18 protein-coding genes and 1 pseudogene are annotated in these 15,618 nt (G+C 42.1%); 14 read left to right on the top strand and 5 right to left on the bottom strand.

Translation table 11 applies throughout. The annotated features are described in order from the left end of the window. A pseudogene (locus tag KI655_RS02235) lies at nucleotides 1-120 on the top strand (peroxiredoxin); the annotation flags it as partial. Between the two features lie 256 nt (nucleotides 121-376). Here the strand turns inward: KI655_RS02235 and KI655_RS02230 are convergent. Continuing rightward, nucleotides 377-853 carry a peroxiredoxin gene (locus KI655_RS02230; protein WP_285401290.1) on the bottom strand — a complete coding sequence of 159 codons (477 nt, stop codon included), beginning with the start codon at nucleotides 851-853 and terminating at the stop codon, nucleotides 377-379. Nucleotides 854-1,089: 236 nt separating this feature from the next. On the opposite strand from KI655_RS02230, the gene KI655_RS02225 reads away from it, so the two are divergent. Together KI655_RS02225 and KI655_RS02220 are read left to right on the top strand one after the other, a co-directional pair. Further along, nucleotides 1,090-1,830, top strand: coding sequence for a PhzF family phenazine biosynthesis protein (locus KI655_RS02225; RefSeq protein ID WP_373417289.1), 741 nt, complete (start codon nucleotides 1,090-1,092; stop codon nucleotides 1,828-1,830). Between the two features lie 21 nt (nucleotides 1,831-1,851). After that, nucleotides 1,852-2,136, top strand: coding sequence for a MazG nucleotide pyrophosphohydrolase domain-containing protein (locus KI655_RS02220; RefSeq protein ID WP_285401286.1), 285 nt, complete (start codon nucleotides 1,852-1,854; stop codon nucleotides 2,134-2,136). Nucleotides 2,137-2,462: 326 nt separating this feature from the next. On the opposite strand, the gene KI655_RS02215 is transcribed toward KI655_RS02220, so the two are convergent. Together KI655_RS02215 and KI655_RS02210 are read right to left on the bottom strand one after the other, a co-directional pair. Next, nucleotides 2,463-2,933 carry a Dps family protein gene (locus tag KI655_RS02215; protein ID WP_285401284.1) on the bottom strand — a complete coding sequence of 157 codons (471 nt, stop codon included), beginning with the start codon at nucleotides 2,931-2,933 and terminating at the stop codon, nucleotides 2,463-2,465. Nucleotides 2,934-3,085: 152 nt separating this feature from the next. Continuing rightward, entirely contained in the window at nucleotides 3,086-3,979 is an 894-nt protein-coding gene (locus KI655_RS02210; protein ID WP_285401282.1) for a LysR family transcriptional regulator, read from the bottom strand. A gap of 96 nt (nucleotides 3,980-4,075) precedes the next feature. Here KI655_RS02210 and KI655_RS02205 point away from each other — a divergent pair, with 96 nt between their 5' ends. Further along, a complete protein-coding gene (locus KI655_RS02205; RefSeq protein ID WP_285401280.1) occupies nucleotides 4,076-4,537 on the top strand; it encodes a DMT family transporter in 462 nt (153 codons plus the stop codon). Then, nucleotides 4,534-4,962, top strand: a complete 429-nt coding sequence (locus tag KI655_RS02200) for a DMT family transporter (protein ID WP_285401278.1) — start codon at nucleotides 4,534-4,536, stop codon at nucleotides 4,960-4,962. The genes KI655_RS02205 and KI655_RS02200 overlap by 4 nt, the downstream gene beginning before the upstream one ends. Nucleotides 4,963-5,073: 111 nt before the next feature. Here KI655_RS02200 and KI655_RS02195 read toward each other — a convergent pair whose 3' ends face one another. Next, entirely contained in the window at nucleotides 5,074-6,318 is a 1,245-nt protein-coding gene (locus KI655_RS02195; protein WP_285401276.1) for an iron-containing alcohol dehydrogenase, read from the bottom strand. Nucleotides 6,319-6,676: 358 nt separating this feature from the next. Here KI655_RS02195 and KI655_RS02190 point away from each other — a divergent pair, with 358 nt between their 5' ends. The 6 genes from KI655_RS02190 (at nucleotide 6,677) to KI655_RS02165 (ending at nucleotide 12,927) form a co-directional block, all read left to right on the top strand. Next, nucleotides 6,677-8,092: a coniferyl aldehyde dehydrogenase gene (locus tag KI655_RS02190; protein ID WP_285401274.1), complete on the top strand. Its 1,416-nt coding sequence runs from the start codon at nucleotides 6,677-6,679 to the stop codon at nucleotides 8,090-8,092. 36 nt (nucleotides 8,093-8,128) lie between these two features. Then, nucleotides 8,129-8,572, top strand: a complete 444-nt coding sequence (locus KI655_RS02185; protein WP_132762298.1) for a hypothetical protein — start codon at nucleotides 8,129-8,131, stop codon at nucleotides 8,570-8,572. Nucleotides 8,573-8,843: 271 nt separating this feature from the next. Then, nucleotides 8,844-9,248, top strand: coding sequence for a DUF4345 domain-containing protein (locus KI655_RS02180; protein WP_285401270.1), 405 nt, complete (start codon nucleotides 8,844-8,846; stop codon nucleotides 9,246-9,248). After that, nucleotides 9,248-11,020 carry a sulfatase-like hydrolase/transferase gene (locus KI655_RS02175; protein WP_285401269.1) on the top strand — a complete coding sequence of 591 codons (1,773 nt, stop codon included), beginning with the start codon at nucleotides 9,248-9,250 and terminating at the stop codon, nucleotides 11,018-11,020. Before KI655_RS02180 ends, KI655_RS02175 begins: the two co-directional genes overlap by 1 nt. Nucleotides 11,021-11,197: 177 nt before the next feature. After that, nucleotides 11,198-12,436, top strand: coding sequence for an anaerobic sulfatase maturase (locus KI655_RS02170; protein WP_285401267.1), 1,239 nt, complete (start codon nucleotides 11,198-11,200; stop codon nucleotides 12,434-12,436). Then, entirely contained in the window at nucleotides 12,433-12,927 is a 495-nt protein-coding gene (locus tag KI655_RS02165; protein WP_285401265.1) for a hypothetical protein, read from the top strand. Before KI655_RS02170 ends, KI655_RS02165 begins: the two co-directional genes overlap by 4 nt. A 95-nt stretch (nucleotides 12,928-13,022) precedes the next feature. On the opposite strand, the gene KI655_RS02160 is transcribed toward KI655_RS02165, so the two are convergent. Then, nucleotides 13,023-13,592: a TetR/AcrR family transcriptional regulator gene (locus KI655_RS02160; RefSeq protein ID WP_285401263.1), complete on the bottom strand. Its 570-nt coding sequence runs from the start codon at nucleotides 13,590-13,592 to the stop codon at nucleotides 13,023-13,025. Between the two features lie 174 nt (nucleotides 13,593-13,766). Here KI655_RS02160 and KI655_RS02155 point away from each other — a divergent pair, with 174 nt between their 5' ends. The 3 genes from KI655_RS02155 (at nucleotide 13,767) to KI655_RS02145 (ending at nucleotide 15,579) form a co-directional block, all read left to right on the top strand. Beyond that, nucleotides 13,767-14,432 (top strand): NAD(P)H-binding protein, encoded by a 666-nt coding sequence (locus KI655_RS02155; RefSeq protein WP_285401261.1) that lies wholly within the window; start codon nucleotides 13,767-13,769, stop codon nucleotides 14,430-14,432. A 63-nt stretch (nucleotides 14,433-14,495) separates the two neighbouring features. Continuing rightward, nucleotides 14,496-15,002: a chalcone isomerase family protein gene (locus KI655_RS02150; protein WP_285401260.1), complete on the top strand. Its 507-nt coding sequence runs from the start codon at nucleotides 14,496-14,498 to the stop codon at nucleotides 15,000-15,002. Between the two features lie 82 nt (nucleotides 15,003-15,084). After that, entirely contained in the window at nucleotides 15,085-15,579 is a 495-nt protein-coding gene (locus tag KI655_RS02145; protein ID WP_285401258.1) for a hypothetical protein, read from the top strand. The last annotated feature ends 39 nt before the right edge of the window (nucleotides 15,580-15,618 follow it).

The raw sequence follows: 15,618 nt of genomic DNA, 5'->3' as shown, positions 1-15,618 counted from the left end.
CTACGCAAAGTTAAAGCGGCTCAGTACGTAGCAAACAACCCAGGTGAAGTTTGCCCAGCTAAATGGAAAGAAGGCGAAGAGACACTAGCACCATCTCTAGACCTAGTAGGTAAGATCTAAGCATCTACTAACCCGTTCTACAGGCGTGCCTTAGCCTGCCTCCTAAAGGGCTTTGGTGCGCCGCTTCTTAATGTTTCCAATGGTCAGCTTTGTTACTTGGCTCAGTAACAATTAGTCAGGCTGGCACTGTTGGGATTGAAAATTTCTCCGTCCAACACGTTCTTGTTGACAAACTTTGTCGAAAATTCGACACCACTCCTATGGGTTTAGGAGTGGTTTTTTTGCATTAGTCTTCTGAATATTAGTCTTCTGAATTTTACTTCAGCAAGGCTAGGATCGTTTCAGCTTTGCTTGCCTCAAATTGCTTTGGTTCTTCAACATTGAGTTGAGTGACTACGCCATTTTCTACGATCATTGCGTAGCGTTGAGAACGCACACCGCCAAAGGTCGCGGTATCCATATCTAATCCAAGTGCTTTAGTAAAACTTGCATCACCGTCACCTAGCATCAGAATTTCAGAGGCGTTGTGCGCCTTACCCCATGCGTTCATAACAAATGCATCGTTAACAGACACACATGCAATTGCGTCAACGCCAGCGGCTTTGATTTGATCGGCTAAAACGACATAGCCAGGTAGGTGGGCTTCAGAACACGTTGGCGTAAATGCGCCCGGAACCGCGAAAAGTACTACTTTCTTATTCGCAAAGAGCTCTTCAGTTGTGTGATTCTGCATTCCTTCATCTGTCAGTTCACTAAGAGTCGCACTCGGTAATGTTTGGCCTTGCTGGATCATGTTTGCTTTCCTTGTTGTGTTTGTTCTAGACAGTGTAGCGAGCAATAGCAAATTGAACCACTGACAGAAAGTAAGGGATTGAGAGTATTACTAAAAAGTGAACCATAGACTACAGACATTACTCGCGATATCTTGGTGTTTACTTAAGAGTTCTCTCGGGATTATTTACCGTTGGTAACTCGTTAAAGGTTAAAAACAGGATGGGTAGGTGCATTATTAAAACTTTGGTTTACGACGTGTTTTCTGGGGAGCTTCAAGCTGGAAACCCCTGTGGTGTGGTGATGCTCGATGAATGGTTGACTGACGCCGAACTGCTCAACTTGAGTCAGCAACTTGCGCAACCTGTGACTTCGTTTTTGATGGAATCTAATGGCCAGTTCCAGATTCGTTGGTTTTCATTGGAAAGTGAAATTAATCTTTGTGGTCACGGCAGTTTGGGTGCAGGTGCTTTTCTCATCACCGAGTATCAACTCAATACCGTAGACCTCCACAGTCAATACGGGATAGTGACGATCCAGAAGCGACGTGAGAATTACTGCATGACGCTTCCTGCATGGAAGGGTGAGCCTTGTATTATTCCCAATGCACTAAATGATAGCTTCACGCAAGTGGATGACGTGTTTTCTACTCGTGATTTAGTGATCGTTTTGCCAGATGAACAATCTGTTGCCAACTTCATACCTAACCAACAAAAAATTAGACAGATTCGTAAACATCACGCTCTGATTGTCACAGCATCAAGCGGTGATAGCGACTACGTTTTAAGGTATTTCGCGCCGAACATTGGTATAGATGAAGATTTAGCGACAGGGTCGGCGCAATGCTCGTTAGCACCTTATTGGTTTGATAAGCTTGGGGTAGAGGCTCTGAATGTTCGTCAATTATCTAAAGCTGGTGGTCTTTTCCAAGTAGAGAAGACGTCGGAATCATTGATTACTATCATTGCCAAAGTAAGCCCCCAAGCGCTTGGACAATAGATAACGAAGCAAAAGGAAGTTATGAAATTATCTGAATTACAAAATCACATCAAAGCATTTGATCATGCCCCTGAGCTTTCCGATCATTATTTTCTAAAGCTGATTGAAGAAGTCGGCGAGGTTTCAGAAGCGATTCGAAAAGGACAAAGTGGTCAGCCACCGCTGGATGAGCTAAAAGGTTCGATTGCCGAAGAGCTTTATGATGTTCTCTACTATGTATGTGCTTTAGCAAATATCTACGATGTGGATTTAGAGAAAACTCATGAACTTAAAGAAGTTCTAAATAAAGCCAAGTACAACCGTTAGTACTCAATTGCACATTAGCTAACTGGATCATCACGCTAGAGTATTAATATCAAAGCGGTTTCTGGTTATTTTTTACCAAACTATGAACCAGTGTCTCTAAGTTATGACAGTGTAGAGGTAGAGCGTTTCGTACCAAGCTTAGTCTCTTTTGCCACAGAATTTTTGAAGGTCGACGATATGTTTTGGGTAAACCAAGAGCCGTACTTTGAGCAAGATGTTCTGTCCTGTTTTGACGGTGCGGGAAAACAAACCCAATCAATTAAAATCAAAAAGAGCTTAAAGCATTCACTTTAAGCTCTTTTTCAATTTAGGGGTAACCAGCTAGGCTATTGAAGGTAAGCGTTTAGCATCCACATTAGCTTTTCTTGCTCACGGATGTAGTCACCCATAAGTGCGGCTGTACCTTCATCCGATGCGTCACCTGCCTGTTCAAGAATGTCACGCTGCTTAACCAATAGTGCGCTGAAACCATTTACCAGCCCAGTGACGCAGTCTTTCCCTTGAGTGGCATTTTGGTGTTCATTGATTGAACTTACTTCAAGGTAGCGACTGAATGCGTGATCAGGTGTGTGACCTAGCGTAAGGATACGTTCTGCGATTTCATCAATCTTGGTTTGAAGGTCAGTGTAGATCTCTTCAAATTTCACGTGTAGTTCAAAGAAAGATTCGCCTTTAATGTTCCAGTGGTACCCACGCGCGTTCATGTACAGAACTTGGTAGTGAGCAAGCAGTGAATTTAGCTCATGGGCAAGTTGTTGTGATTGTTGATTATCTAGTCCAATAAAATTCTTAGTCATTTTGTGTACCTTGTTCTTGTTAGGTTATTTTGTTTTGTTGGGTACAGTTTATGTCGTACAGATGGCTAAGAAAAATGGACTGTTTCTATGTTTTTGATAGGTAAAAGCTATCGTAAGTTTGGGTGCTGAAAGTTTGTTGTTCGCAGTGACTTTTAATATACCGAGCTCAGCTTGTTCTCTATAAAGTCGAGAAATACTCTGACTTTCTCTGGTACATGACGACGTTCTGGGTAGACAGCATAAATATTGTGATCGGGTAGGTTGTACTCTTGAAGCACTTCTATCAATCGCCCAGAATCTAGATGGTCTCGTACGATGAAGGTGGGCATTTGGCATATTCCTAGCCCTTGCAACAGCATCTCGCAAATCGCATCGCTGTTGTTGACCACAAAGTTACCTTTTGGCTCTACTTTCAATTTCTCGTTATCACGATAAAAAGTCCACTCAACACCGGCTTGGAATAGGCTGTAGTAGATACAATTGTGGTCTTTTAAATCAGAGGGTGTTTTCGGGGTCCCAGATTTAGACAGATATTCTGGCGAGGCGCACACTACGCTGTGGCATTTAGCCAGCCTTTTGGCAATCAGTGATGAGTCTTTGAGCTCACCGATTCGGATGCCGACATCGTAACCACCTTCAATCATCTCTACGACTTTGTCATCCATGCTCAGTACCACTTTGATATCCGGGTACTGGTCAAGAAACTCTTTTAATAACGGGACTAAGTGCAATCTAGAAAACGTCATAGGTGCATTGATTTTCAATGTGCCTTTGGGTTTCCCTTGATGGAGGGTGGTTGCATTGATCCCTTGTTGAGCAATGAAGAGGGCGTTGCGCGCATAGTCAGAAAATTGTTCACCAGCTTCCGTCAGTGTAAGTTTGCGAGTACTGCGATGGAATAAGCGCGTACCAAGGTTATCCTCTAAACTGGAAATCCGCTTGCTGACCGCGGATTTGGTCATGTTTAAACGATCCGCAGCGGCTGAAAAAGATCCTGACTCAATGACGGCAACAAAAATAGGAATGGCTGAAAATACATCTCTCATTGTTGAATTCTACTCAACTTAGTTGTTATTAACTGCTTATTATACTCACTAATCGATCTAATTATAATCTGCTCTAACTTTAGGTGAGGGATGATTATGTTAGAAAAATTAGGCTGGAGCTCTATGGCCGTATTCAGCGGCGTTTTGTTGGCTCTGATGATCAATGTGAATAGTGAGTTGGCCGCAACGACGTCTGCATTTTTTGCTTCTTGGATTGCTCATGGCGTTGGTAGCGTCTTGGCTCTTCTTTTGTATTTGATATTCAAGAGCCGTGGCAGATCGCACGAAAAAGTAGAAGTGAAGAAGCGATATTGGTTTGGTGGAATACCGGGTGCTTTTACCGTGGTGTTAGCGTCGATAACAGTGCAGAGTGATATTGGCCTGACTGGAACCTTAGCTCTGGCATTGATAGGGCAATTTGCGTCGTCACTTTTAATCGAGCACTTTGGACTTTTCAATCAACCTAGTGTGAGGCTGTCGCTTGCCAATTTAGTTCCTACATTGTTGGTAACAACAGGCGCATTGTTGATTATCTTCGGAAAGGCGGGTAGCCAATGATTTTTGTTTTCTTGGGCGTATTGAACGGCTTCTGTATTACATTGAGCCGAGTGTTTAATGGGCAGCTTTCCACGAAATATGGGGCGTTTTATGCGTCGTTGGTTAATCATACGGTTGGGTTTCTGTTCTTATCGGCCCTTTTCACTATGGTCTCTGTATCTTTTTTGGGACCACTGCAAATGATGTCAGGTCAGCCTTGGCTGTATTTAGGTGGTGTGATTGGTGCGCTATATGTTGCCGTTAATAGTTTTGTTATGACTAAGCTCGGTTCAACAAACTCTATTGTGCTGGTGGTATGTGGGCAGATGTTGTTTGGTCTAGCAATAGACATGTACAGCGCAGGGTTGGAAAACCTAAGCCTACAAGTACTAGGAGCTGGCTTAGTGATTGTCGGTGTGGTGTCGAAAGTTAAGTATCAAACCTAGCCTGTATTGATCAGGGGTATACGAATTTAGATGACTAAAAGCTGAAAAATCATCGCCCGAGCGGAGTCGACTCGGGCGTATTTTATTACCTACTTAAGTGTTTTTTATGTTTTATGCAGCCATTGGCTTGTGTACGTAGTCTCTGCGTTCAAGTAAGAAGCTTTCTAGGTGAGCGTATGAGTCAAAATTGCGGTGTGAAGGATAGGCCATGTTGCCTTCTTTAATGATGTTACGTGCTATTTGAGAAACGTGTTTTTCTTCAAGCATGTTAAATTGCGAATTAATGTCTAACGTTTGGTTTAACTCAAATACAGCGTCAACGACAGCCTGTGCTTTCTCAGATTCTGTCACGCCTTCTAAACCTAGAGCATCTGCAATAATTGCGAGGCGGTGTGTCGCTTTTGGTAATGCAAATTGAAGAACGTGTGGTAAGGCAATCGCGCAACCTAAACCATGCGGAACTTTGTAAAACGCTCCTAACTGGTGAGAGATACCATGAGCCCAACCGAGTAACGTTTTAGAGAATGCTTTACCTGCGTCAAAGGATGCTAATGCCATTTCACTTCTTGCTTCATCATCTTCAGTGCCGTTTTTGTATGCGCGAGGCAAAAACTCGAAAATACGCTGAATACTCTTTAAGTTCATTTCATCCGTTTGTTTTGTCGCATAGGTACTCATGAATGACTCCATCGCGTGTGTAAGCGCGTCCATTCCTGTTGCTGCGGTAATGTGAGGAGGTAATGCCATTGTCAGTCTTGAGTCGAAAACCGCTAAATCAGGTACGATTCCATAACTTACTAGTGCATTCTTTTGGTTGGTTTTTTCGTCTGTCACGACCGTTACTGTTGTTGCTTCAGAGCCTGTGCCTGCCGTCGTAGGAATGGCAACGAAGTAAGCGCCTTTGCGACGTAACTGAAGCATACTCATTAAACCGTGAGTGATCTTACGAGGATCTAAATTGTGTTTAGCACAACCGTTGATCATCTTCGTGCCATCAATTGAACTACCACCACCAATTGCGATAGCACAGTCATAGTTGTGATCGTGGCATGCGGCGATACCTTTTTCGACGATGGCATACGAAGGGTCTGGCTGAATCTCGTTGAAAACTTTGTAATCAATGTCTCTTTTCTCGAGTGCATCGATAAGCAATTGGAATGATGGAAGGGTGCAAAAAAAACTGTCTGTAAAAATTACAGGACGTTGAATCCCTTTGCTCTTCAAATGTTCCGCAAGTGCATCAAGTGATTTGTCACCATTTAAAACATTTGGTACTGGAACAGGCATGCGAGGGAAAGCGGTGCTTGCAAGTGCATGGTATGTGTTTACAAAAAATCGTTCAGTTTTATATAGCATCGGAGTTACCTACTGTAAGTTAAAATTTGGTGTAAAGTTTCTATTCCCTTGAGCAAGTTCCATCATCCTCTTTACTGTATGTATTTACCTTACACCCAAACAAACCGGTCGGTCTAGTGCTTTTTGTGTGTTTTTTTAAAAAACTTCTTTATGTCGGTTATCAGTAATTGATAAATCACCTGTCAAAACTGGGAGTCTAGAACGCTAATTTATTGAAAATAAAACGTTTAATTTATCCATCGCTAATAAATGAGCATTATGTCTAACATTCCTCGGACAAATTTATTCGCAAAAGCGCTGGACCGACCGGTTTGTTTTGTATTATTGTGTAATCAACCCAACGAGAAAGGTATAGAAAATGAACAGCATTACTTCACTTAATGAAATGAAGCATCACTATAAGAATATGAAAGACGCGTACAATTCGGATCCAATGCCGAGCTTAGACGCCCGTGTCACAAAGCTTAATTTGCTAAGAGAGGCACTGATTGATTTTAGCGACCGAATTTGTGATGCGATGAACCAAGACTATGGTCAACGTAGTGTGCAAGACACACTGATTGCCGATGTGCTGCCGTGTGTCGCTAATATCGATTACAGCATCGAGCACATCAGTGAGTGGATGGCGCCATCAGTGCGTAATGCTGGGGCATTGCTTTCCCTGTCACAAGTTGAAGTCGTGTATCAGCCAAAAGGTGTGGTTGGAATTGTTACTCCATGGAACTTCCCTGTTATGTTATCTGTTGGCCCACTTATTTCTGCAATCACAGCGGGTAACCGCGCAATGATAAAAATGAGTGAGTTCACACCAAATACGAATCAGGTATTGAGCGAAATGCTGTCTACTCTCTTTAGTCATGACGAAGTCGTGGTTGTAGAAGGAGAGGCTGGTTTATCTGCAGAATTTACAGCGCTTCCTTTTGATCACTTGCTATTCACCGGATCAACAGCTGTAGGACGCCTAGTCATGAAAGCTGCTTCAGAAAACCTTACGCCTTTAACTCTTGAGCTTGGTGGTAAGTCACCTGTGATCGTAGCGGATGATGTTTCTATGGAGTTAGCGGTAGAGCGAATTATTTACGGTAAAAGCCTTAACAATGGCCAGGTTTGTGTCGCTCCTGATTATGTAATGGTTCCGGAAGGCAAGAAAGAAGCATTCATTTCAGAATATAAGCGTCAATATCAAGCACTATTCCCTAAAGGTATTCATTCAGAAAATCTTACTTCAGTGGCGAACTCCCGTCAGTATGATCGCGTTATTTCGCTGCTTAATACTGAAATTGGAAAAGGCACACGAGTAGAGCCTTGCCACGTAGATAGCATCGATGAAAACGAGCACCGACTAGTGACTCATCTAGTGGTTGAACCGTCACTTGAATCTAACATTATGGATGAAGAAATCTTCGGTCCGTTACTTCCAATTATTGGGTATAAACAAATCGATGAAGCGATTGAGTTGATCAATAGTAAGCCGCGACCGTTAGCGCTGTACCTAATGACATTCGATGAAGGACTACAAAAGCGAATTAAACAGACTATCCACTCTGGCGGTATGTGTATTAATGATTGTGTATTCCACTTAGCGGTCGATGATGCGCCATTTGGTGGTATCGGTGAGTCTGGTAAGGGTAATTACCATGGTAAAGAAGGCTTTATTACCTTCTCACATGCTAAGACTGTCATGACAAGTGGTCATGAGCATCAAATTAAACATTTGTTCTCAGCGGAAGATAACGAATTCAAGTCAGCAGTATTAGCCATACTTGGGAAGTAATCGCTAACCGTTAATCCAATAGTGAGAGAAAGACAAATGTTAGAACGCTTTTTTGAAAAAACAATCCGTGGTTACTTATTGATTACAGGCCTCCTGACTGCAAGTGCGTTTGCGACGTTTCTCGCACCCGAGTGGAGTATGGTCAACCTATTTTCTTACGACCAGCAAATGATGGTGAACAAGGAGTATTTGCAAGCCACTTATCAACACTGGGGTGTCATGGTTGGCTGTATTGGCGTTTTGCTCATGGTCTCGGCTTACATCAAGCCTTTGCGAACTTCTACCATGATTTACAGTGGTTTTGAAAAAGCAATGTTCGTTGGTTTATTTCTCTATAACGTACACGTTAATGATTACGAGTGGTTTTTAGGTTGGAGTGGCGTGTTTGCTTTAGATGGCTTTGTTACTGTCTATTCGCTTCTCTACGTTTACTACTACTTAACCCGTGATAAGAGCAAGACACCGGCGCACTTACGCTAATTCAAGTTCATTTGCTTACAACTTTCTAAATTAACGCGACTGCACATTCTTTATGTGACTCATGTACTAGCAAATCGTAATCATTGCCTAGACCGACTGGTCAGTTTGAGTGTGTCGGTCGCTACTGATGCCAGAGGTAACCAAGATGGAAATACCTAACCTCAGATTTGATCTAAATACTGTCCATTTTTAGATTTAGGGAAGAGCTTGTCAATGGACTGACATTTACCAAATGAATCATAAGCTATTGACTAAATGAAGGTTTATTAACATGAAAAAAGAAAATATTTTCCTACTCGTCGCATCTCTTGGGATCTTCCCTGTAGCCTTAACTTACGGGCTGTTTCAAGAGTTGTTCTTTGGTATCGATGTCAACAGCATCGAAATGACCAACATTTTCCGAGCTACCATGGGTCTTTATGTGGCAATGGGAACGTTTTGGTTAGTTGCAGCATTTAATAACAAGTACACGTTATCAGCTCTGCATAGCTTGATTGTGTTTATGAGTGGTTTAGCTGCCGCAAGAGTGGTGAGCATGCTTGTAGATGGCACACCAAATATTGTTTTGGTTGGATACACGGTTATCGAAGCTGTGATTGCGTTCTCTGGTTATGTGGTTCTTAAAGGTTCAACAAACGCGAATTTTCAACAGCAAAATAAAGTTGGAGCTTACTAATGAAGACTAAAATTGTAATTTCCTTGGGTCTAATTACCCCGTTCATCGCCTTTCCATCATTAGGCGCAGCGTCAACAGAAGCTACAACAGAGGCAAACCAACCTAACATTTTGCTTATTGTTGGTGATGATATCGGAATGGGCGATCTTCAACCATTTGGGTCTGAGATTAACACTCCAACTCTGAACTCTCTCGCGGAAGAAGGAATTCGCTTCAATAATTTTCACGCGTCTCCGGTTTCGTCGGTAACACGAGGTCAACTCTTTACTGGAGCCAATAGCATTGAAGTGGGTTTAGGGTCGTTCGACTACTCAATCTACCCACCGTCAAAAGGCAAAAAAGGTTATGAGGGTTATCTGACTCGTGATGCCGTAACAATTACTGAACTACTAAGAGACAATGGATACAACACCTATCATGCCGGTAAATGGCACTTGGGGTCTGGTGATGGTCATGGTAATCCACCACAGGATTGGGGCTTCGACCAAACTTATGGCGTCTATTCAGGTGGTTCAGCACACTGGGATGATACCGATATGTACCCATCGGTAAAAGTCGCTGAAAAAGCACTGGCTGAAGGAAAACAGCCGCCTGTGACGAAACAAAAGTTCTATGAGAATGGTCAGCAAGTCGAGCGTGTCAAAGGGATCTATTCTGATGATCTTTATACAGGGAAAATGATTGAATACATCGAAGAGGGCAAGGACTCTGGTAAACCTTTCTTTGGTTATCTCGCACTTACAACGGCGCACTTCCCACTTCAAGCACCTGCGGCATTGATTGATAAGTACACAGAAATGTATGAAAGCTTGGGATATGAAGGCCTTAAAAAACAACGTTACGAACAGATGATCGAAGCTGGCGTGTACCAGAAAAATACACCTTATCCAGCAGACAACCCAATTACTAAAAAGTGGGATGATTTAACGGATGCCGAGAAGAAAACTCAAGCACGACTAATGGCAACATACGCAGCGATGATTGAAGCTCAAGACTTTTATATCGGGCGAGTATTGGATTACCTAAGAGAAACTGGCGAGCTGGACAACACATTGGTTATCTATATGCCAGATAATGGCCCAGAAGGATCAGACGCTATGGGCCCATTGGCCAACAGCTTGTGGAAGAACTGGACCGAAGATCATTTTGATATGTCTGATGAAGCAATCGGTACATCACGTTCAAGTCGACAGCTAGGCAGTGAATGGGCAAACGCTACGACAGGTCCACTGCAATGGTGGAAATGGTTTGTTTCGGAAGGTGGTGTGAGAGTTCCGCTTATAGTGAGTCCACCTGAAGGTACAGGGTTCGATCAGCAAGGTGCAATGTCTAACACAACATTAAGCGTGAAAGACCTACCGATGACCATCCTTGATTATGCAGGTGTCGCGCACCCTGGTTCTGAATATAAAGAGCGAACAATCGCGTTGCCTTCGGGTAAATCTATGGTGCCTTTCTTGTCTGGTCAAGCAGATACCGTACGCTCTGAAGATGATTGGTTTGCATTCGAGTTGTTTGGGAACGGCTTTGTTATTCAAGGTGACTATAAGTTAATGAAGCTCCGCACTGGTATGTACGGTGATGGTAAGTGGCACTTATATAACATTAAAGAAGACCCGGCTGAAGCTGTGCCAGTCGAAGATAAATATCCTGAGATTTATCAAGATATGATGGCGACTTACGAGCAATACAGGAAAGACCATAATATTGTTGATGTTGCTGAAGATTGGAACCCGTGGTTAGGCGCGGCAGGTCATACCATGTCGCATTAATAATACAGACATAACGACATTAAGTTGGCTTATAGCCCCTGAGTTTTCTTAGGGGCTTTTTCATTTTAATTAAAATGTAGACCGGTCGGTTTGTTTTGTGTATAGTGCCATCAATACCTCGAAATAAACAACGGGATTTAGATAGAGAAGGAAACTCTTCAATAATTGGGAGCAACTATGAAAACTATCTCAGCACCACAGTTTAATGGTAAGGCACACAGCAAAATTCAAGCTTTAGCAAAGCCCATTGGTGCGGTGTGCAATATTGATTGTACCTACTGTTATTACTTAGGTAAGCAAGGTTTATTGGATTATTCATCGCGCTCTTCCGTATCCATGGATGAAGTCGCACTCGAAAATTACATTAAGCAGTATATTGAAGCTCAAAATACTGAGGAGATCATTTTCTCATGGCATGGCGGTGAACCTACATTGTTAGGCGTTGAGTATTTTGAATTGGTTGTTCAGTTACAAGCAAAGTATTGCCCGGAAGTTTCTACCATCACAAATGATATTCAGACGAATGGCACGCTCTTGAACGAACAGTGGTGCGAATTCTTTAAGAAACATGACTTTGTAGTTGGCGTTAGCATTGATGGCCCTGAAGATATCCATAATTATTATCGTAAAAATCGAGCAGGCAGAGGTACGTTTGAAAAAACGATGCGTGGAATTAAGCTTCTTCAGAAGCATAAAGTTCAGTTCGCAACACTAACTTGTGTTAACGATGTCAGTAGCCGAAAACCGCTTGAAGTTTATCGGTTTTTGCGTGATGAGGTGCAGCCGTCTCAAATTCAGTTCATTCCCGTTGTAGATAAACTATCTGCGTCAACAAATAGCCAGTGGCACAGCTATGGTGACCTGGCAATCATTCCAGTTAATGGGTTGGTAGAGCCTTGGAGTGTTTCAGCCAAAGGGTGGGGGCATTTTCTAACAACGATTTTTGATGAATGGATTAAGCACGATTTTGGCCAAGTGTTCATTCCTTATTTCGACAATTTCTTCGGCGTTTGGATGGGGCATGAAAGCAGCATGTGCACATTAAGCGAGATTTGCGGAAAAGGGTTAGCCGTTGAACCAAATGGTGATGTCTATTCTTGTGACCATTATGTGTTCGATGAGTTTTTACTCGGAAACATTGAGAAGAATCCTTTGGGCGCTCTAGCTCTCTCGTTTAAACAGCAACAATTCGGTTTTGCAAAAAGCAAGTCGTTGCCAACACAGTGCCGAGAGTGTGATTACCGCTTTGCGTGTCACGGAGAATGTCCGAAAAATCGTATATTAACGACCGCCACTGGTGAAGTGGGTCTTAATTACTTGTGTTCAGGTTGGATGGATTTTTTTACTCATATCGACCCCATTATTACCGGCATATTGAAGCGTAACGGTAAGCCATTGCGTGGAGATAAAGCATGACGTTAGCATTTGAAACCTATTTGGCCGTCGGTTTGTCGATGGCTCTCTTAAGCCTTTGGAAGACCTATTCAGGGCCAGCTATTGCAGCCTTTCTATCATATTCTTACCCGGAAATGCTGGTGTTTAACCTTATCCCAGCGATGCTCGCTGCGTATGCTGGCTGGCAAATTGCTCCAGTGTATTCACGTCTGTTCAAGAAACGAAAAGAAGTGGTGTTTAACCCTAAGCTGAGAAAATTTATGAGAAAGTGGAATCAATACGGTCAATTGTCGATGGCGATTTTGGCACCAGTATTGGTTGGAATTCCTAGCTATACTTTTGTTTCAAAAAGATTAAATCAAAGTGGGGTGAAAACTTTCGGTCTGCTTGTTCTATCTATCTTAGGTTGGAGCAGTTTAGCTTATAGCGGTTTTGCTTTGCTAGATCTTAGCCAATACATTGAGCTTGAAACCATCATTCCTGCCTCTGTTCTTGAGGTTGTTAGACAGTAATCGGTTTTTTGATACCAAATAGAAAAACAAAAAGCTCATCGAATGATGAGCTTTTTATCAGGCATTTTTACAAAATGTGAGAAGAAGTAGACTCATTAGTGCGTCAGTTTGATTGTCTCTTTCATTGCGTTATCCAGCAGTGAACGATCTTTCTGCATAGCGGCCAATAGAGTGCTTCCTAGCCACAAGCCATACAGTGTTCTTGCCGTATCATAGCCATCAAGCATATTGAAACTTCCGTTCTCAACACCTTCTTTAAAAAAGTATCCCATGCGGCCAATGATCTTCTCTGCACCTTCATTAAGCACTTTTTGCATTTGGTTTGAAGTACCAGACACTTCACCAGATAATTTAACGACCAAGCATTTTATTTGAAAATCTGAAGTCAGTTTCTCTGAACACCAATAGTCAAAGTATGCTTTAACTCGATCTTGGTAAGAAAGAGAGGTATCCATCAAGAAACTATCGAGGGTTTCTAGGTGATCTTCGAAGTAATTCGTCAATAGCACAGACCCAAAGTCTTCTTTCGATTTGAAGTGATGGTAAAACGACCCCTTCGTTGCTTCAGCGCTATTAATAATCTTCATCAACCCAAGGCCTGCAAAACCCTGTTCACTTATAAGCTCAAAGCCTACGTCCAAAAGTTTTTGTTTTAAGTCTTTCATAAGTCAGCTCGGAATCTAAATGATTAGTAGCATTATACGCTCACTAAACCGACCGTCCAGTCTAATTCTGACAAACTTAACAAAACCCTGACTAGACCGGTCGGTATGTTTATTCTAGTATATACACGGTCGAGGCAACGTTAGTGTTAAACATAAACAGACGGTGGATTAAATATGAACAGAACAATCATCATTGCTGGAGCAAGTGGCTTAGTTGGCCGAGAAACTTTGAGCGCTTTATTAGACAGTGAGAACTTCGGCACCGTCTATACGCTGTCTCGACGTGAGGTTAACAGAGAACATCATAAGTTAAAGCAGATAATCGACAGTCGCTTAAATGTACCAACAAGCGCTCTTGATTCTATCTCCCCGGAAGTCGGGGTTATCGCTTTAGGAACCACGATTAAAAAGGCAGGAACAAAAGAAAAATTGCGTTCTATTGATGTGGATCTTGTTGTTTCTACAGCGCAAAGCATGAAGAACATGGGTGTAAAACACCTCATCGTTGTGTCCTGCTTGGGGGCTGATAATAACGCACGCTCGCACTACCTTCGCTGTAAAGGGCAAATGGAAACCAAAGTTGAACTTCTGAATTTTGAGAAAACGACTTTCTTACACCCAGGGCCACTAGCTGGCAATCGTCAGGAGAGCAGGCCTGATGAAAAATTACTTCAAGGTGCCCTTAAAGTGTTTAGGCCGTTGATGTTGGGGAGTTTGAAAAAATATCTACCTATTCAAGCTACAAGTATCGCGAGAAGCATTGTTGTGCATTCGACATTCCCGACCCCGAGTAAGGTAGAGCGATTAGATTCTATAGACATGATGAACCTAGCGTATTAGTACCACTTTCCGTGAATCGATTGATATTTCCCATATTTAACCTGAATTTAGGAAGCGATAGTAATGAGATACAAGATTACGTTTATATTGATAGCTTTGATGTTGGTAAAAGAAACGTTTGCAGAAGAGTTAGCAACTGACCCTTTGCATAACCAATACGAATCGTGGTCATACGATCATTATCATGTGGTAAAAAACAATACTAGAACGTTATGGTTTGTCGATTATTACGATATTAGTCATCGACAAAATGAACGAGGTGACTCGGCACTAATATTGACGTTTATACCCGAAAAATTAACGCAAGAGAAAGTAAGAACAGCAGCCATTGACGCGTTAGAAGACTCGAACTCAGGGATCAATATTAATGATCCTAGCATTCAAAAATTAGTGAATAGCTTGTCAGTATCACTTTTAGAAAAAGACGAGATCGCCATTATTTATAATGGGCAAACTATGCAGGTTCAACATAATAGTAACGTTATTTATCAGACTCACTCAACGTCTAAACAGAGCATTGCATTGAGTAACATTTGGCTTGGTGAGAACCCAGTTGATGATTTGTTATAAAGAGAAGTCAATTTGGGTAAAACACCTAACTCTCATGGTTTTAATACTACAACCCTTCAAAGCAATGAGTGGGGATAATACGATGATCAGCATTAATCAAAAAGAGTACCAAACCTTTTCGAAAGGACTTAAGTATGAATTGCTATTTCGAAACTTGGGTAAGCAGGTGTTTTCTGAATTAAAGAAAAACCCTCCAGGTAGCATGACCGCCGATAGTTTGGACCTTTTGAGTAAAATGGAGCATCACAATACCAAGGTGATGAGCCCAGTTCGGCAGCAATTTAATGTTGATAGCTCTATTGGTTGTAAAGATAAGCTATTTGCAAAAACGGTCATACTTTCATTGAGAATGATGCCGTACCTAGGTTCACGGTACCTAGAAGGAAGTGCTGAGCGATTTGTTCACCAATTGGAAGAAATTCAAGCTTCTAGTCCTAGGGGTTATGAAGAGGAAATGACCTATATGGTTGAGCATGAAAGAGCGCTGTATGGATACCTTGTTCATCTAAACAATGGTGAACGAAACCGAGCTCATTCGGTGCTAAAGGATTTTGTTATAGACCATGATATTCAGTAGTCGAGGCTGTTATTTATTTTTATCACTTGTCGAACTTAA

This window comes from Vibrio sp. D404a (assembly GCF_030248535.1).
Classification (GTDB): domain Bacteria; phylum Pseudomonadota; class Gammaproteobacteria; order Enterobacterales; family Vibrionaceae; genus Vibrio.
Note: the sequence above shows the minus strand (reverse complement) of the source record. Positions and strands in the feature narration are given on the sequence as shown.